Genomic DNA, 17985 nt, shown 5'->3' with positions numbered 1-17985 from the left:
AAGGGTAAGCGACTGATACCATCGAGTTCTTAAAGCCTTCATTTACTCGCCCTATTCAATGTAGAACTAGCACTCTACCATACGATAACCGCGGCCTCGAACAGTCTCTATGCGCTCTGGAGCCTGCGGTAGTTTTTTACGAATATTGCTCACATGCACGTCGAGCGATCTGTCGTAAGGGCCTAGCTGACGGCCTAGCACATGCATCGACAAGCTCTCTTTCGTGACCAACTGACCATGGTGCGTCATAAGCTGTCGCAACACTTCAAACTCTGTTGGTGTTAACACAAGATCATGATTGTCGCAGGAAGCGGTGCATTCCTTGGTATCAATTTTAAAGCCTGCAAAGCGTAATGACTGAACTTCAGTATCGTCACTCTTGCTGTTGTTTCGTTGCTGGCGGCGCAATAAAGCGCGAATACGGGCGACTAGCTCTCGCGGGTAAAAAGGTTTGGGTAGGTAGTCGTCGGCGCCGAGCTCTAAGCCGACTACACGGTCTACGTCGTCGCCACGCGCAGTAAGCATGAGTACAGGGTAATCCACGTCACTTTGGCGTAGCTGCTTCAACACTTGTAAGCCGTCGATATGAGGTAACATGATGTCGAGTAGAACGATGTCCCACGGCTGGCTTGTTGCTCTCTCTAACCCCGCTCTGCCGTCGTTGGCGGTGGTAATCTTCCAACCCTCACGCGTTAGCACTTGCGTAAGCATTTCACACAATTCAATGTCGTCGTCGATCAGTAAAATAGAAGTCATACTCTGTTACCTCTTTACACTGTGCTAAGCCCTTTAAAAACGGCACTAGATTTAGCAAAAGCCCGTTTTTATTGAGTTTAGCCTGCCTTTTGTAAAGATAACATTGTAAAGATAAAGAGGGGAATTAAGAGTCTTTACAGACATATTTACGTTTTCTTTAACTTTCGCGCTTAAGTTTCCGCGTCAGTGTATTTCTACCCCAGCCTAAGCGCTCTGCGGCTTTTTGCTTATGACCACCGGTAGAATGAAGCGCTTCCTCAATGGCAATTTGTTCAATATTGCCCATCAATTGCGTAAAGCCTTCGGTGTCGTCAGCTTGGAAGGTCTTTTTAAGGGCATTGCGAAAACCCAACCACCAATCTTGATGCAATTCAGACGCAGACTGGAAGCCCTCACCATTACCATTAATTTCTGGTGGTAGTTCGTCTACGTCCACTCTGTCGCCACTCGCCATAACCGTAATCCAACGACAGGTATTTTCGAGTTGCCGCACGTTCCCCGGCCAAGGCGCAGCTTGTAGCTTTTTCATAGCTTCCGCAGAAACCGACTTCACACCGGTTTGTAATTCTTGTGCTGCCAAACCTAGAAAGTGCTCTACCAATAAAGGAATGTCTTCTCGGCGCTCTGCCAAAGTAGGCAAGCGAACATGAATTACGTTTAGGCGATGATACAAGTCTTCGCGGAACTTACCTTCTTCTACCGCTTTCGCTAAATCGATGTGTGTAGCGGCAATAACGCGCACATTTACCCGAGTAAGCTCATGGCTACCTACGGGGTAAAATTGACCTTCTGCCAATACCCGTAGCAATCGAGTTTGCACGCCAAGTGGCATGTCGCCGATTTCGTCTAGAAATAATGTGCCACCGTCGGCCTGCTTAAAGCGACCATCACGTTTTTGCACTGCGCCCGTAAACGCGCCTTTTTCATGGCCAAACAATTCCGACTCAATTAAGTCTTCTGGAATGGCCGCCATATTCAATGCCACAAAATTACGCTCGGCGCGGTCACTATGCTCGTGCAACGCTTTTGCCACCAACTCCTTACCCGTTCCCGAAGGGCCGGTAAGTAAAACACTGACATGTGAACGTGAAAGCCTGCCGATAGCGCGGAAGACTTCCTGCATTGCCGGCGCTTCACCAATAATCAGACTTTCATTGTCTACCTTCGGTGCTTTCTTTTTATTTTGCTTTGCGTTGCGGCTCACTGCGCGTTCCGCCACCGCTATAACATCGTCTAAATCAAATGGCTTCGGCAAATACTCGAATGCACCGCCTTTAAAGGCATTTACAGCACTATCTAGGTCAGAGTGAGCTGTCATCACTACCACGGGAACCTGTGGCCATTGCGCTTGCACATGGGCGAGAACGTCCATGCCATTCATACCGGGCATGCGTACGTCGGTAATTAATACCGACGGAGGTTCTTCAACTTCCATAGCTTTGAGCAACTCTTCGGGTAAACCAAACAACCGAACATTCCAACCTGCGTTCTTAAATGTTCTTTCCATTACCCAACGAATAGAGTCGTCGTCGTCGAGCACCCACGCTAATGTACTTGTACTCATGCAGACACTCCTTGTTCAGCAGCTTCTTGGGCAGCGCGCATGGCGTCGGTGTAGGGTAGGAATATAGTGAATTGTGTTTCACCGGGTTGGCTAGTGAGTTCTATTTTTCCTTCGTGCTGGTGCACTAAGGTTTGCGCGATAGAAAGACCCAAGCCTGTGCCACCCTCTCTACCGGTCACCAGTGGGTAAAACAAGGTGTCTTTTAGTTCTTCAGAAACCCCTTTGCCGTTATCGATAACAGAAATAAGTGCAACTTGGCGGTACTGCTTACCGTAAATGGTTTCTTTATGGCTAACGCGTGTTTTCACCGTTAAACGACCACTTTCACCTAAAGCCTCAACCGCGTTATTGAGTAAGTTTAATAACACCTGCTCCATTTGGTCGGCACATAAAATAAGTTCTGGTAGGCTCGGGTCGTAGTCTTCGTAAAGCTCAATGCCGGAAGGTAAATTCACTTTTAAGACATTAAGCGCACTACCAATGACAGCATGGGCATTCACTGACTCTCGCTTACCGAGCTGATTTGGCCCCAATAAACGGTCGACTAAGTTTCGCAAACGATCCGACTGGCTCATAATCATTTGCGTGTATTCTTCTAACTCCGCATTTTGCAATTCAGCATTGAGCAACTGAGCCGCACCGCGAATACCCCCCAAAGGATTCTTAATTTCATGTGCTAAACCGCGCACCAACTGTTGCGCTGCGGCTTGCTGGTGGCGTTGTAACTCTTCTTGGTTCAACCGACGAATAAGATCGACCTGGCGCATTTCTAAAACCAAGCCTTCCACACCCTCGAACGAAACAGGGCTGGCACTCAGTTCTATGGTCATTTTCTTGCCGTCGTGCAGCACAATGGCTACGTCGCTGTCGGTAAGGCTTTGCTGCTCGCTTAATACCTGTTGCAATAAACCGGGGCTTAAACTAGTGAAGCGAAAAACACTTTCAAACGGTGCGCCAAGCAAACGCCTGCCACTACCGGCAAATATAGATTCTGCACGACCATTGGCGTAGGTAATGTGTAAGCGTTGATCAAGCACCACAACAGCTGTGGTCAGCTGTTCGAATAATTCGGCAAAATCAGATTGCGTGGCCATGCTTACACTCCGAGGTTCTTCGAAAAGGTTCGGCTGAGAAAAAGAATGCACCATTTTGGTGCATTTCTTAGAAAAGTGCAAGATGAGCGCGCCTTGTTCAGCGACAAGGCCGCGCTCCAGTAAAACAACTTAGCAGCTGTAATACATGTCGAACTCAACTGGGTGAGTAGTCTTGTTCAACGTTTCAACTTCTTGACGTTTAAGGTCGATGTAAGCGTCGATCATGTCGTCGGTCATTACGCCGCCTTTAGTCAAGAACTCGCGTCCTTTGTCTAGGCTGTCTAGCGCCATTTCCAATGAAGACGCAACTGTTGGAATATCTTTAGCTTCTTCTGGTGGAAGGTCGTAAAGGTCTTTATCCATTGCATCACCAGGGTGAATTTTATTCTGGATACCGTCTAGACCCGCCATCATTAACGCAGTGAACGCTAAGTAAGGGTTCGCTACTGGATCAGGGAAGCGAGCTTCAATACGACGACCTTTCGGGTTACCTACTAAAGGAATACGAATAGACGCTGAACGGTTACGCGCTGAGTACGCAAGCATTACTGGTGCTTCGAAGCCAGGAACCAAACGCTTGTATGAGTTGGTTGCTGGGTTAGTGAATGCGTTCAATGCACGCGCGTGCTTAATAATACCGCCGATGTAATAAAGTGCAGTTTCAGACAACCCGCCGTACTTGTCGCCAGCAAATAGGTTTTTACCGTCTTTCGCTAGAGACATGTGAACGTGCATACCTGAACCGTTGTCACCTACAACTGGTTTTGGCATGAAGGTCGCTGTTTTGTTGTAAGCGTGCGCTACGTTGTGTACCACATACTTAAATACCTGCATTTCGTCAGCTTTGTTGGTCAAAGTGTTGAAGCGAGTTGCCACTTCGTTTTGACCTGCTGTTGCTACTTCGTGGTGGTGCGCTTCAACTACAAGACCCATGTCTTCCATAGTTTCAGACATCACGCTACGAATATCGTGAGCAGAGTCTACCGGTGGCACTGGGAAGTAACCGCCTTTAACACCTGGACGGTGCGCAAGGTTACCTTCTGCATAGTCTGCACCTGAGTTCCACTTCGCTTCTTCTGAATCGATTTTGTAGAACGAACCGCTCATGTCGGTGTGGAAACGAACGTCGTCGAACAAGAAAAACTCTGGCTCTGGACCAAACAATGCTGTGTCAGCTACCCCTGTAGACTTAAGATATTCTTCTGCGCGTTTTGCGATAGAGCGTGGGTCACGGTCGTAACCTTGACGCGTGTCTGGCTCTAGAATTGAGCAACGAACGATAAGCGTAGTTGACTCAGAGAACGGGTCGATTACCGCAGTTGTTGGGTCTGGCAATAGCACCATGTCAGACTCGTTGATGCCTTTCCAACCAGAAATTGACGAGCCGTCGAACATTTTGCCTTCTTCGAAAAACTCTTCGTCAATTTGAGAAACAGGAATAGTAACGTGCTGCTCTTTACCTTTTGTGTCGGTAAAACGCAGGTCGACAAAGCGAACCTCTTCTTCTTCAATTAACTCCAGCACGGCTTCGATAGACATGGATAACCTCCAGTTAGTGTTTAAAGGGTCAAACGCCAAAAGTGCAGATTCAGTATGGCACAGCTTTGGCGCTTTTGCCCTGAATTTGCAACCGTTGTGCCACAACTGAAAAACCTCTATAAATCAGTTATTAACGTTTCAAAGCAAATTTCCAGCAAGGATTTACATAGCTAAATGCACAATATTGGTGCGACGCAACGCGCCAAAGTGGTGCGCAGTTTCAATAAGTCCTCTCAATCGTGTTTTTTATACGCCTTGTCGGCGATCAACTAGTCTTTTGAGGAAATAATGCTAGGTTATATGCACTTTATTACAATACTGAGGAGTTTAAGGTTATGAGAGCTCAATTAAGTGTGCTACTCACATTACTCGTTTTTATGGTGCCTGCGAGCGCAACGTTTGCAGACGACCACGCTTTAGTACCCGAACCAAGCGTAACCGAACATCGGGCTCGCATTAATGGCGACAACATCCGCTACCGTGCGATTGCTGGCGACACCGTGATTAAAAATGACGACGGTGAACCTGTTGCGGCTATCTTTTCAACTGCGTATTTCAGAACAGACGTAGACAATGCAACGCGGCGCCCCATTACTTTCGTTTTCAATGGCGGCCCAGGCTCTTCTTCAGTATGGCTGCACTTAGGTTTATATGGCCCACAAAAAATAGTTCTACCTAGCGACGCCGAGAACCCAGGCGCTGCACCTTACGAACTTACCGACAATCCAGACAGCTTGCTCGACATTACTGATTTAGTGTTTATCGACCCAGTAGGCACCGGCTTTTCTCGTGCTTTGGGTGAAGGTAAAGGTTCTGACTTTTGGGGCGTGCAAAAAGACGCTGCAGTTTTAGCTGAGTTCATTCGTTTATTCACCACTGAACACAACAAGTGGAATGCACCAAAATACTTAGCGGGTGAAAGTTACGGTACAGCGCGCGTAGGTGCGCTACTTGCTGAAATTCAGCAAGGTTGGGGCACTATGCCGATTAATGGCGTGCAACTGATCTCTTCAATCGTAGACTTCGGTACAGCACGCACCGACCCAGGCAACGACTTACCGTATGTAACTTACTTGCCAACTTATGCCGCTATTGCTTGGTATCACAATGCATTACCCAATCAACATGAAAACCTAGAAGCGTTCTTAGACGAAGCACGTGATTTTGCTGCAACCGAATTGCACACTGCACTTTTCCAAGGCGCACGCTTAAGTGAACAAGAAGAGCAGCGCATTATCGACCGTCTTCACTATTTCACAGGTTTAGACAAGTCGTTTATTAGCAATGCGAACCTTCGTGTCGAACCGCACCGCTTCTTCCGCGAACTACTGCGCGACCGTGGTCAAGTTGCAGGTCGCTTAGACGGTCGCTATATCGGTGAAGAATGGGACAATGCGGGCGAATTCCCTGCAGCAGATCCTTCAGCTTACGGCATAGACGGTCCTTATACTGCAGCAATGAACTACTACCTGCGCAACTCGTTAGGTGTAAACCGTACAGAGCAGTACAACATTCTTAGCGGTCGTGTTTTCGGCGGTTGGGACTGGAGTACGCCACGCGGGCAACAACAGGGTTACCACAACCTTGCTCCGCACTTCGCGACAGCTCAAGAGCGTAACAACGACTTTGATATTTTCATTGCCAATGGCTATTTCGACGCTGCAACGCCGTTCTTCGCAACCGAACATAGCTTCAACAATAACGGCATAGATCCAAGCCGCGTAACCATGAAATATTATGAATCAGGACACATGATGTACATTCATCATCCGTCGCTAGAACAGTTGGTGCGTGATCTGCGGGAATTCTACGCTAACGACTAAGGCAGATTAATTAACATTGAATACCTGCGAATTGTTATAATTTGTAAATAAAATTAGCGTTTTAGAAGCGACTCTCTATACTAAAGACTCTTACGTTCTTTACCTTTAGAGGGTCGCTTTTTGGTTTCTCTGTTGAAAAAAAGTCGCGCATATACAATAGCTTTGGCTGCAATGCTTCTGGCAGGCCTGCTGTTGACTGCGGTTGTGTATTACGCAGCAGAACGAAATCAATTCAAAGTATGGGAATACCGAGCTGTTGCCGAAGCAGAACGTATGAGCAACGAGCTTATTTACCGAATGGAACTAGAGCGTGAACCTTTACTTAGCCTCGCTACGCTTTACAAAGGCTCGCGGGAAGTTACAGAAGAAGAGTTACGCGCGGCGCATGACAATTTATTTTCCTTCACCCAGTCTCGAAATAATATGGCCACAGGCTGGTACAACGCAGCATTACAACAGTTTGAGCAAACTTCTGGAAACTTCGCTTGGCCTGTCACGCAAGAACTTCCAACACCCATTAACCTTGCGATTGAACATAGCTTAAACAACGGCAGCAATTTATATGTAGCTCCGCTGTTTCAGTATGAAACTAAAAGTTACCTTGCCATGTCTGTGTCGGTTATGAATAACGGACAAGAAGGCGCTTTAATCGTAGTTATTCCGTTTAACGACATCTTAATGCGCGTCGCGAGCGACATTCTTGACCAAGGGAAAAGCCTCAGCATTTTCACGACCGAGCAACCGCTTGTTAACCACGCACAGCTCACGCCTTTAGCTACAGAAGCAGAAGCTATACATTTTATGTCTTTAGAGTTCGGTGGAAATACACTTAATTTTCGCTGGGCTTTAGACGCAGACAATAGTCCGTTATGGCAAGAAAGTAATCTTGGTTTATTCATCATTTTTGTTGGCATTACGGTTACATGTTTAGCCGTTTTTGCTTACGGCGCAGTTTTATTTCACAACATCCGCGTAGAGACATCTGTGCAACAGCGCACGAGGCAGCTCAAGGAAACTTATGAGGGTCTACAATCTGCAAATGCCAAGTTAGTTCAGCAAGAAAGGTTGGCTTCGCTAGGTAAGTTGGTTGCAGGCATCTCTCATGAGCTTTCAACCCCTATTAGCAATGCTTACATGGGAGCGTCTTTGCTCGACGACGTTGTGAATGATCTTAAACAGCTTGAGTCACCACCGAAAAGCGTTACCAAGCTTGAAGAAACGGCTAGCTTGCTGAAAAGCAGTACGCAGCGTGCCACCGACTTAATTACCAGCTTTAAAGAAGTTTCGATTGAAACAACCAGTACTAAGCCTAGTCATTTGGCTTTAAAAGACCTGGTCGATGAAGTTATTACGTCACTTAAAACAGACATCCAAAAGAAAAACTTCAGTGTGTCCAATACGGTCGACCCCAGCCTTTATGTGGAAGTTTTCGCCGGGCAGCTTGCAACTGTACTCACTCACCTAGTGCAGAATGCGCTCGTACATGCGTACGCTTCTCGAGCAGAAGGGCGTGTAGATATTTATGCGAACGAAGTAGACGGTAACCAGGTAGAGCTTTGTGTTGAAGACTTTGGTGAAGGTATGAAACCAGAAACTATGGTGCGTATTTACGAACCTTTCTTCACCACACGACTGGGCCAGGGTGGCAGCGGTTTAGGCATGCACGTGGTTTACAACATTGTCGATGCTGTACTTCTAGGAAACATCGAAGTGCAAAGCACCGAGCAAAAGGGCACCAAATTTATTATTCGTTTCCCTAAAACTAGACAGACTAAGGAATTTAGATAAAATTAGCGTCCGTTTTTAACCCATAGGGTTTTAGGGCTTGTTGACCTTTGCTGGTTGCTTTTGCAGCAGTTTGGCTGTTGTTTATACAAGGCAGAGCTTTTGATGTGTAGTTATTCTACATGAAGCAAGCTCTAACGCAGTAGAAAGGCCAGCCAAGCGCTGCCCTTCGGGTTCGTCTGGCGACGCTTTGCTTTTTGTCACTCGCGCCTTATTTAGAATAACTAAACTTCGTTGCTCGTTTCGCGATCAAAACGTCGCCAGAACGAACAAAATCTAAACAGCAAAGGTCAACAAGCCCAAATGTTCTTACTCATCGTTTTTGCTTTTATCGCCATTGGCGTTTCTTTTCTCTGCTCTATTCTAGAGGCCGCGCTTTTATCTATAACACCAAGCTATGTTGCTAAATTGAAGGAAGAGCGACCTCGCCTACATAAGAAACTCGGCGTATTAAAGTCGAACATCGACCGACCTTTAGCCGCAATTCTGACCTTGAATACCGTAGCACACACTGCTGGGGCCGCAGGCGTAGGCGCGCAAGTAGGCGTGGTATTTGGTGACGGTTATTTAGCGGCAGCTTCCGCCATTATGACCATACTTATTCTGGTGCTTTCGGAAATTGTTCCAAAAACTATTGGCGCAAAATTCTGGCGCCAACTCGCTCCGTTGCTTCCAGGCATTCTCAACTTCATGATTGTGTCTTTGAAGCCGTTTATCTGGATGTCCGACAAAATAACTCAGCGTATTGGCGGTGAAGAAAATATCGACGTGCGTTCAGAAATTAAAGCGCTAGCGACACTGGGGCATGAACAAAAAGCAATTGATACCGACGAGCGACGCGTAATTAGCAATATTCTTGATTTGCACACCATTCGTGTGCGCGACGTAATGACACCACGCACAGTTTGCCAAGCTGTAGAGCCAGACGAAACCGTGAGTGACTTCTTGCAACGGGTAAAAGCCATGCCCTATTCTCGCTTTCCGGTGATCGACAAAGACGAAGTACCGCACGGCTTTATTCTTCGCAACGAAGCTTTAGAAGCTCAAAGTGATTGCGAAATTAAAGACCTAGCACGGCAAGTGGAAGTGGTTATGGAAACCATTGACATTGAACAGGTGATGACGCGTTTGTTAGAGCAAAAGCAACACATGGCACTGGTGTTCGACGAACATGGATCGTGGCTTGGTCTGGTTACACTAGAAGATATTATTGAAACCATTCTAGGGCAGCCCATCATGGACGAAACCGACACCATTCCAAGCCTACGCCGCTATGCAAAGCAGAACTGGAATAAAAGACTTCAACGAGGCAATGGCAACGCTGACGAGACCAAGCCAGACGCTTAGTCGTTTTGTAAGTCTTTCGCGAAGATCTGCCAACACACTAAAAATAATGCGGCGATGAGTGGCCCAAGCACGAAGCCATTCACGCCCATCAGTGATATACCACCCAAAGTAGATAGCAGTACGACATAGTCTGGCAGTTTGGTATCTCTGCCCACCAAAATCGGGCGCAGCACATTGTCTGCCAATCCAATAATAATGGCTCCGTAAGCAATTAAGATACTGGCGCTTATCCAGTCGCCTATCGCAAACAAGTAAATTGCAAAAGGGAACCAAACCAGTGCAGCACCCACTGCAGGAATTAAGGACAAGATTGCCATAATGACTGCCCAGATAATCACGGCCTGAATTCCTAAAATCCAGAATATAATGCCGCCAAGTGCGCCTTGCGCAATAGCAACGATAATATTGCCTTTCACAGTCGCTCTTGTTACTTCAGCAAATTTATTGAACAGTGTTTTTTCTCTGCCTTTGCCAAATGGCAATGCGTCAACCATCAGATCAGTAAGCTTCGAGCCGTCACGCAAGAAGAAAAATGTCAGGTACAACATAATCGCTAGGTTTACGATAAAGTTGAACGTACCCGTTCCAAAGTTGACCGAGCTTCGAGCAATGAATTGGCTTGAGTTTACTGCGAATTGAGAAAATCTTTCACGCAAGCTATTCATGTCGATATCTAACTTTTCAAAAAGGGTTTGAATAATTGGGAAAGCTTCGCGAATACGGGTTATCACTTGCTGTGGGTCGATGTCACCCGCGTTGATCGCCTCATACAGCCGAATTCCTTCTTTTACAAAAGACCCGGAAATCAGCAAAATAGGAATAATGACTATAACGACTGCGACCAACAACGTAAGGCCTGCACTTAAATTGGGGCGATCACCAAGCTTTTTCTGAATAGCGTTCTTGAGGGGAAAGAAGATTACAGCCATCGCCACAGCCCAAAATATGGCTGACCAAAAAGGAACGAGTATCCAAATAAATAACACGCTGACGGCCGCAAGCAATAACATAAAAGACCGCCGCTCTAGATTTTCTCTCATCCTGGTTGTCCTTCGTTAATCTTTCGCTGAGAACATTGCGCCGATCAACCGATATAAGTTCTGTTGATTGAATTCGACACCCTCTTCGGTTTGCACGCGGTGCACAAATACGAAGTCACTACCTGGATATACAGCTAGCATGTGCACGCCAACACCTGTGTGGTAGAACGATTTGGTTGCTCTCTCCTCGTTCGGGTTGATCACATTCCATAGGTAACCATAGCCAAAATCCATGTAGGGATTCGTCACTGAGTATGAAGTAGTACTCTCTTCAATCCAACCTTGCGGAATAATTTGCTCACCATTCCACATACCACCGTTCAAATAAAGTTGGCCATAAAGCGCCATGTCATAAGCCGACATTCGAAAGTGATAATCAGGGTACTTGGAAAGCTCGGGTTCGTGCATATAGAAGCCGTCCGCTTCGTATTCACCCAATTCGTCGCCTTCTTGGTAAGTCACATAATCACCTTGGTATTGGCGCATACCGATGGGTTTTGCAATTTCTTCAAGGAAAGCTTTGTAAATACTAAGCCCTGTTTGTTGCTCGAAAATGGCGCCAGCCACATTAAAGTCCCAGTTGTTGTAAACATATTGAGTACCGGGCTCAACGCTATTGCGTTCGGGTATGTTTCTGAGCATGCCTGCACTGGTGGCAGCAGACGGGTGATAAATTCCAGACCGAGCTTGCAGCAACTGGCGAACCGTTGCGGATTTCTCCAATTCAGAAAGCCCGTGTATGTCATCGAGGTCGAGTGAGTCTATGGTAGCATCCAAGTCAATCATGCCGCGCTCGACATAGATGCCGAAAATACTATTGAGCATCGATTTGCGAATAGAGTGAATGGTGTGCTTCTCGAAAATATCGCCATAGCTATAAACAATTTGCCCTTCATGCATAAGCACAATCGACGAACTGCCTGCCTCTTCCGCGATTTCAGTGAGCTGTTGTAACTTTTCATCGTCAAAACCCGCTACCTCAGGGCTGATATATCGAGGTTCCGGCGCCTGTTGAAGCGAACAACCCGCCAAAAACAAACAAAACCCTAGAAGTAGAGAAAACCTAGCTAGCTGCATTCCTTTCACCATTCTTGCGCTTATAAACCACTGTATAGTAACAAGATTGTAGTCAAACACAGCTCTTAAAATGTTACGACATGTGAAGCTAGACTACCTGCACATCCACATTTAAACAGAAAATTCATAAAAGCATTTCAATGCCGCCTGTTTTTTACGCACTCATACCTGTATAATCCCGACCTATTTTTTCAGCCGCATGTTGTAAAGATGCTTGGAAATCATTCCAAACCATTGAATGTGGCACCTCTAAACTGGAAAGCAAGTATGACCGACTTAAAGTCTAAAGACGTCAAACATCTACGTAATATCGCTATTATCGCGCACGTTGACCACGGTAAAACTACCTTGGTTGATAAACTTCTTCAGCAGTCTGGCACGCTAGAAAGCCGTGGCGAACTTGAAGAGCGCATCATGGACTCTAACGATCTTGAAAAAGAGCGTGGAATTACCATTTTGGCGAAAAACACTGCAATCAACTGGAACGGATACCACATCAACATTCTTGATACTCCGGGCCACGCTGACTTCGGCGGTGAAGTAGAACGTGTATTGTCGATGGCAGACTCGGTTTTACTTTTGGTTGACGCTGTAGACGGCCCAATGCCGCAAACACGTTTCGTAACCCAAAAAGCTTTCGCACACGGTTTGAAGCCAATCGTTGTTGTGAACAAAATCGATCGCCCTGGCGCGCGTCCTGATTGGGTTATCGACCAAGTATTCGACCTATTCGACAACTTAGGCGCAACCGACGAACAGCTCGACTTCACTATCGTTTATGCTTCTGCATTGAACGGCTACGCGTCTACTGACGCTGAAGCTCGTGATGGCAACATGGACCCATTGTTCCAAACTATCGTTGAACAAGTTCAACCACCAGAAGCAGACGAAGACGGTCCTTTACAGTTACAAATTTCTCAGCTTGATTACTCAAGCTATGTTGGCGTTATCGGAATTGGCCGTATCCGCCGTGGTTCAGTGAAGCCAAACCAGCAAGTTACTGTAGTAGGTGCCGACGGTACAACGCGTAACGGTAAAGTAGGCCAAGTATTTGGTTACTTAGGTCTTGATCGCCTTGAAGTAAACCAAGCAGGCGCAGGTGACATTTGCGCAATTACTGGTTTGGGTGAACTTAAAATTTCAGACACAGTTTGTGCTGTAGGTAACGCAGAAGCGATGCCAGCACTTACCGTTGATGAGCCAACAGTAACGATGACCTTCCAAGTAAACACTTCTCCGTTCGCGGGTAAAGAAGGTAAGTTCGTAACTTCTCGTCAAATTCTTGAGCGCTTACAACAAGAATTGGTACACAACGTTGCACTTCGCGTAGAAGAAACAGAGAACCCAGATAAGTTCCGCGTTTCTGGTCGTGGTGAGCTTCACTTGGGTGTTTTAATCGAAAACATGCGTCGTGAAGGCTTCGAGCTTGCAGTGTCTCGTCCTGAAGTAATCATCAAAGAAGTTGACGGTGTTAAACAAGAACCGTTTGAAACCCTAACTGTTGACGTTGAAGAACAGCACCAAGGTTCTGTAATGGAAGCTCTTGGTCTACGTAAAGCAGAAATGACCAACATGCAGCAAGACGGTAAAGGTCGTACACGTATCGACTTTATCGTACCAAGCCGCGGCTTAATTGGTTTCCAAACTGAGTTCATGTCACTCACTTCAGGTACTGGCTTGATTTACCACGCGTTCGACCACTACGGTCCGCACAAAGGTGGCAAAATTGGTCAGCGTACTAACGGTGTATTGATTTCAAACGCGCAAGGTAAGTGCTTGTCTTATGCACTATTTAACCTTCAAGAACGTGGTCGCTTATTCGCAACTCACGGTGATGAAGTTTACGAAGGCCAAATCATCGGTATTCATAACCGTTCAAACGACCTAACCGTAAACGGCTTGAAAGGTAAGCAGCTTACTAACGTTCGTGCGTCAGGTACCGACGAAGCAACTACACTTTCTCCGCCTATCCGCGTAACTTTGGAGTCTGCACTAGAGTTCATCGACAATGACGAACTAGTAGAAGTAACACCAGAGTCGATTCGTATTCGTAAGAAGCTTCTTACCGAAAACGAACGTAAACGCGCTTCACGCACAAGCGGTGAATAAGGCTTAGCTTCTAGGCTTTGAATGCAAAAAGGCTTTCCGATTGGAAAGCCTTTTTTGTTTGGGGTCCAAGAGATGAAAATCTAACTCAAGTTATGTACGCACCATAGTAAGTAAGCCCCATCTCATCATTTAAACGGATATTTATACAGAAAATAATTAAATTCAAAGTAGGCAACGATAAAGTTAGAAGACGCTCGAATGGTTTTAACTCTCTCGATATAACCCAGGCATTTAAAAATAAGCTTAAAAACACAGCAGCACTCAGGGTAATTAAATAGATATCGCCTTCCACTAAGAACGAATTTCCAACCACTAAGTTAATTGCTAAAAGAAGTAAAACATATAAGGCTATTCGTTTGTTTTTCTTGAAAAGAGAAAAAACGAGGTACGCATTGCCGACACTGATTACAAAAACAATTGCAGTTATAAATCTACCTATCACCAAGAGTGTCTGGTAATCCATACAGTCAAACCTCGAAAAAAAGGTTGGAAATGTTAAGTCATTCAACTATCTCAACAGATAGCGCTTCGAAACAGGCCAACGCAAAGCTTGAGCAATTATTTCGAATTCTGCCGGTTATCTCTACTACTCTTTCCTTCGAAACTACATCATGTTTCCTAGAAAAATAAACCGAAACATCAAATACTTCGCCGCATGGTAAAAGCTTTTCAATATTCCGACGCACCGAGAGTACTGCAACTCGGCTGTAAGGGTGTCTCTGATCATGCTCATTAAGGCTAGTCTTGAGATTATTTGAATCGGAATTATTGACGCTAACGGTCAACGTGGCAGACATAAAATCATGATGTTGGAAAACATCAGTGGGAATACTCTCAGGAGTGACGCTCTCTGTGCCCAGATCCGGAGTGCGACACTCGAGCCTAGTGACTATTTCCACATCGGATGCCTCAGCACCAGAAGACATTAATGCAAAAAGGTAGATAGATAGGAATATCCTTATCATTTCAATCAAACTCCGTCTCTCTGTCCGTAAGGTATTAAACCACTACCCCTCAACCCGATTCCTGCCGTTCTCTTTAGCCTTGTAAAGCAAATGGTCTACGTCGGTAAGTTGCTTGTCCCATGGTATGTTTTTATCGGTCTCGACTACACCGAAGCTACAAGTGAAACCTGGAATACCTTCTTCCCGCTCGGTTCTTTCCTCAATAAGTGCACGGAGGAACTCTGCTTTTTCTTGCGCTTTGTCTACCTTACCGCGCACTAACGCCATAAACTCTTCACCGCCCCAGCGGCAATAGGTATCGCCTCTTTGATTCTGTTCTTTAATTAGGCGTGCCATGAATTCTAGTGCTTTGTCGCCCACGTCATGACCAAACTGGTCATTAATTTTTTTGAAGTGGTCGATGTCGAACATTATTAACGAGTAGTCTCTTTTGACCCAAGGTGGCTTACGGCGAAAGTAAAACCGAGATTTAGGAGGGTTTTCATTTTGGGTAAGCGTATCAATCGCGACTTCTGAGAAATAACGACGATTCATAAGCCCTGTCAAGCCGTCGTAACGGGCTAAATGCTCAGCACCTTTCATTAATCGCCGTTGTCGGTAAAGCACCCACGCGAAAGCAATCGAAATGAGTAGAAATAGAGAAAGCTGAAGTATGTGCCCAGGTAAAGACTCTTTAATGTAGTTATAGTTACTCAAGCTAACCGCAAACCCTACGGGTTCTCGATTAACGCCGCCTCTAAGCACATTTAACTTAATGGAATACACACGATTGTTAAACCATGCGACACCAAAGTAATCTGTGTGATTTTCAATGGCACGAACAACACCACGACGGTCTGCAAATCTTTGAAGCAATCTTTGCTTTTCTTGGTAATCAATAATCGGCGACTCAAGATCGAGTTCGATAAGTTCGTTTTGCAGCAACAAGTGCGGGCTTAAAGCATAGTTGTGATAGTTACTCAGTTCTTCTTCGAAAACCTTACTTTCCACAACTCCACGGAATAACACGAAGTCGACGGTATCCTCTTGGCTTAGTTCATACACTCTTTTAAAACTTGCAAGCGAGTTTGAGATTTCCACACTTCCCACATGTTCATTTTGGTAGATCAGCGGATAAACATGGCGAAAGCCATTAAATACTCTGCCTTCCTCAAAACCATGAAAAGGCGTTTGCGTTGCATTCACATACTCAACGGTACTGCGAATACCTGTGAGGTCGTCACCGTATAAGCTAGGACGGTGGAATCTTAGAAAAGAATGGTTTGTGCGGGTGTGAAAATGCAGCTGTTGAATGTCTGCATCGCGCAGCGTTTCATAAAGCGGCTGTAACGCTTCATATAAGCTCTGCCTAGCCTCAACAACTTCGCTAGAATCTTCTGAATGTGCTTGCTGCATCAACGCTAGAATTCGAGGTTGATTGATTACCGAGTCGAAAATAGCGTCGGAAAAGCGCGCTGTGGCGACAACATTAAACTCGAAATTCTGATAACCAATATTGTGGTCGTTGCGCGCGAAGTTTCTAACTTCGTTGGCTATGGTAGCTATAAAGCTAAGGGCAAGGATAAGGAAAATGGTGGCGCTTCGAAATACAATCGTTCGAATAGGAACTTGACTGAACCTTTGCTTTGCATTCAACAATCGAAACGCCTGTTAGGCCATACTATATGAAAATATTAGCCTAAAATTACGCCATAAACCACTGCAAAGAAGTGCAAAACACTCGCGCTCAGTACAAACATGTGCCAGATAGCATGGTGATGCACAATCTGTTTTTTCACATAAAAAATAACGCCGAATGAGTAGCAAAGCCCGCCGGCAAGAAGCAGCAATAAGCCGGTCGCGTTCACGTTAGCGAGCATCGGTTTCATAGCAATAAGCGCCATCCAACCGAGGCCAAGGTATAAACTTACAGAAAGCCATTTCACGCGCTTTTTCTTCATGGTTTCTAAGAATACGCCGCCAATGGCTATACCCCAGATCACCCCGAATAATGACCAGCCCCAAGGGCCTCTTAAGTTCACGAGCAAGAAAGGTGTATATGTTCCGGCGATAAGAATAAAGATCATGGAATGGTCCATGAGCCTAAACACATGTTTAGCGCGTTCATTCGTAATTGCGTGATACAAAGTTGACGCTGTGTATAGCAACACGAGCGAAGCACCGTAAATAGAGGTACTTACTACTGTCCATACGTCGCCATAGGCAACTGACATCACAACCATCACCACGAGGCCGGCTATCGATAGTAGCGCACCTACCCCATGACTTACTGAATTCGCAATTTCTTCTGCAAGTGAATATGTCTTCATAAACTTTCTGGTCTGACCATCTGTGTATCGAGTGCCCATTTAACCATAGTTTTTGTCGATATATTGAAGTTTTTTAAGGAAGTTTTGGAAAGCACGCTCGGAATCATAGTCGAGGTGATAGGTATTGTGAAAGCCCGTATTCAATTTCACCTGATGGCCTTCCATATACACGGTATAACCGTCGTAATCTGTATATGCCGTTATATCCTCTAATACATGCTTGTCGTCTTTATTCTCACCATGTTCGCGAATTTTCTCGAACACTTGCAAAATAAATCGGGTACTCAATTCGTTTTTCATGCCATACCTCCACGTGTCTTATGTTTAGGTATGGCAACGAAGTGTATGAAATTCAAGAGCAAACGCTTTTAATTATTGGCCTTGGTGAGGGTGGCGACTACCGCGTTCTGTTTGTAAGTGACGGTGCGTGAGAATAAATGCATGAATAATTGAGAACATATAAAGTACAGGGCCCGCCGCATACGTTCCTGCCGGTCCGTCATTCGACGCTATAACCACGAACATAATCGCGAGCCCCCAAAGCACTAAACTTAGCAGTACTTGGAGCTTGTGCTGG

Annotated in this window: 15 protein-coding genes; 4 read left to right on the top strand and 11 right to left on the bottom strand. The window is 45.7% G+C overall.

Annotated features, from left to right (window positions below; genetic code table 11):
* Positions 1–66 precede the first annotated feature (66 nt).
* The 4 genes from EYQ95_RS09925 to glnA all read right to left on the bottom strand — a co-directional run bounded on the left by EYQ95_RS09925 (position 67) and on the right by glnA (position 4953).
* The gene (locus EYQ95_RS09925; protein ID WP_111915895.1) at positions 67–756 is read right to left on the bottom strand and encodes a response regulator transcription factor; all 690 of its coding nucleotides are present in this window, start codon (positions 754–756) and stop codon (positions 67–69) included.
* A gap of 157 nt (positions 757–913) precedes the next feature.
* Positions 914–2320, bottom strand: a complete 1407-nt coding sequence (ntrC, locus tag EYQ95_RS09920; protein WP_111915896.1) for a nitrogen regulation protein NR(I) — start codon at positions 2318–2320, stop codon at positions 914–916.
* On the bottom strand, positions 2317–3414 hold the full coding sequence (glnL, locus tag EYQ95_RS09915) for a nitrogen regulation protein NR(II) (RefSeq protein WP_111916000.1): 1098 nt from the start codon (positions 3412–3414) through the stop codon (positions 2317–2319). The genes ntrC and glnL overlap by 4 nt, the downstream gene beginning before the upstream one ends.
* Before the next feature lie 129 nt (positions 3415–3543).
* Positions 3544–4953: a glutamate--ammonia ligase gene (gene glnA, locus EYQ95_RS09910; RefSeq protein WP_111915897.1), complete on the bottom strand. Its 1410-nt coding sequence runs from the start codon at positions 4951–4953 to the stop codon at positions 3544–3546.
* Positions 4954–5288: 335 nt separating this feature from the next.
* On the opposite strand from glnA, the gene EYQ95_RS09905 reads away from it, so the two are divergent.
* The 3 genes from EYQ95_RS09905 (at position 5289) to EYQ95_RS09895 (ending at position 9908) form a co-directional block, all read left to right on the top strand.
* Positions 5289–6776 (top strand): S10 family peptidase, encoded by a 1488-nt coding sequence (locus EYQ95_RS09905; protein ID WP_111915898.1) that lies wholly within the window; start codon positions 5289–5291, stop codon positions 6774–6776.
* A gap of 132 nt (positions 6777–6908) precedes the next feature.
* Positions 6909–8564 (top strand): sensor histidine kinase, encoded by a 1656-nt coding sequence (locus tag EYQ95_RS09900; protein WP_126266351.1) that lies wholly within the window; start codon positions 6909–6911, stop codon positions 8562–8564.
* Positions 8565–8864: 300 nt separating this feature from the next.
* Entirely contained in the window at positions 8865–9908 is a 1044-nt protein-coding gene (locus EYQ95_RS09895; RefSeq protein WP_111915900.1) for a CNNM domain-containing protein, read from the top strand.
* Here the strand turns inward: EYQ95_RS09895 and EYQ95_RS09890 are convergent.
* Positions 9905–10948 (bottom strand): AI-2E family transporter, encoded by a 1044-nt coding sequence (locus tag EYQ95_RS09890; RefSeq protein WP_111915901.1) that lies wholly within the window; start codon positions 10946–10948, stop codon positions 9905–9907. The genes EYQ95_RS09895 and EYQ95_RS09890 overlap by 4 nt on opposite strands.
* Before the next feature lie 15 nt (positions 10949–10963).
* Positions 10964–12037 carry a serine hydrolase gene (locus EYQ95_RS09885; RefSeq protein ID WP_111915902.1) on the bottom strand — a complete coding sequence of 358 codons (1074 nt, stop codon included), beginning with the start codon at positions 12035–12037 and terminating at the stop codon, positions 10964–10966.
* Positions 12038–12292: 255 nt separating this feature from the next.
* Here EYQ95_RS09885 and typA point away from each other — a divergent pair, with 255 nt between their 5' ends.
* On the top strand, positions 12293–14134 hold the full coding sequence (typA, locus tag EYQ95_RS09880; protein ID WP_111915903.1) for a translational GTPase TypA: 1842 nt from the start codon (positions 12293–12295) through the stop codon (positions 14132–14134).
* 85 nt (positions 14135–14219) lie between these two features.
* Here the strand turns inward: typA and EYQ95_RS09875 are convergent, their stop codons facing one another.
* Genes EYQ95_RS09875 through EYQ95_RS09855 form a run of 5 tightly spaced genes read right to left on the bottom strand, consistent with a single transcriptional unit; the run spans position 14220 to position 17708 of the window.
* Positions 14220–14597: a hypothetical protein gene (locus EYQ95_RS09875; protein WP_111915904.1), complete on the bottom strand. Its 378-nt coding sequence runs from the start codon at positions 14595–14597 to the stop codon at positions 14220–14222.
* A 37-nt stretch (positions 14598–14634) separates the two neighbouring features.
* Positions 14635–15108: a hypothetical protein gene (locus tag EYQ95_RS09870; RefSeq protein ID WP_126266352.1), complete on the bottom strand. Its 474-nt coding sequence runs from the start codon at positions 15106–15108 to the stop codon at positions 14635–14637.
* A gap of 33 nt (positions 15109–15141) precedes the next feature.
* Positions 15142–16737, bottom strand: coding sequence for a diguanylate cyclase domain-containing protein (locus EYQ95_RS09865; protein WP_111915906.1), 1596 nt, complete (start codon positions 16735–16737; stop codon positions 15142–15144).
* A gap of 35 nt (positions 16738–16772) precedes the next feature.
* The gene (locus tag EYQ95_RS09860) at positions 16773–17408 is read right to left on the bottom strand and encodes a hemolysin III family protein (protein WP_111916001.1); all 636 of its coding nucleotides are present in this window, start codon (positions 17406–17408) and stop codon (positions 16773–16775) included.
* Between the two features lie 39 nt (positions 17409–17447).
* A complete protein-coding gene (locus EYQ95_RS09855; protein WP_111915907.1) occupies positions 17448–17708 on the bottom strand; it encodes a DUF3081 domain-containing protein in 261 nt (86 codons plus the stop codon).
* Positions 17709–17985: the final 277 nt, after the last annotated feature.

It is taken from the genome of Lysobacter sp. N42 (assembly GCF_004344885.1).
This window is presented reverse-complemented; position numbering and strand designations above follow the sequence as displayed.

What these genes read in the sequence shown, in the direction of transcription:
- EYQ95_RS09860 (WP_111916001.1), bottom strand. Translation starts at nt 17,408, where the DNA reads ATGAAGACATATTCACTTGCAGAAGAAATTGCGAATTCAGTAAGTCAT.
- typA (WP_111915903.1), top strand. Translation starts at nt 12,293, where the DNA reads ATGACCGACTTAAAGTCTAAAGACGTCAAACATCTACGTAATATCGCT.
- EYQ95_RS09855 (WP_111915907.1), bottom strand. Translation starts at nt 17,708, where the DNA reads ATGAAAAACGAATTGAGTACCCGATTTATTTTGCAAGTGTTCGAGAAA.
- glnL (WP_111916000.1), bottom strand. Translation starts at nt 3,414, where the DNA reads ATGGCCACGCAATCTGATTTTGCCGAATTATTCGAACAGCTGACCACA.
- EYQ95_RS09885 (WP_111915902.1), bottom strand. Translation starts at nt 12,037, where the DNA reads ATGGTGAAAGGAATGCAGCTAGCTAGGTTTTCTCTACTTCTAGGGTTT.
- EYQ95_RS09925 (WP_111915895.1), bottom strand. Translation starts at nt 756, where the DNA reads ATGACTTCTATTTTACTGATCGACGACGACATTGAATTGTGTGAAATG.
- EYQ95_RS09875 (WP_111915904.1), bottom strand. Translation starts at nt 14,597, where the DNA reads ATGGATTACCAGACACTCTTGGTGATAGGTAGATTTATAACTGCAATT.
- EYQ95_RS09895 (WP_111915900.1), top strand. Translation starts at nt 8,865, where the DNA reads ATGTTCTTACTCATCGTTTTTGCTTTTATCGCCATTGGCGTTTCTTTT.
- EYQ95_RS09905 (WP_111915898.1), top strand. Translation starts at nt 5,289, where the DNA reads ATGAGAGCTCAATTAAGTGTGCTACTCACATTACTCGTTTTTATGGTG.
- ntrC (WP_111915896.1), bottom strand. Translation starts at nt 2,320, where the DNA reads ATGAGTACAAGTACATTAGCGTGGGTGCTCGACGACGACGACTCTATT.
- glnA (WP_111915897.1), bottom strand. Translation starts at nt 4,953, where the DNA reads ATGTCTATCGAAGCCGTGCTGGAGTTAATTGAAGAAGAAGAGGTTCGC.
- EYQ95_RS09890 (WP_111915901.1), bottom strand. Translation starts at nt 10,948, where the DNA reads ATGAGAGAAAATCTAGAGCGGCGGTCTTTTATGTTATTGCTTGCGGCC.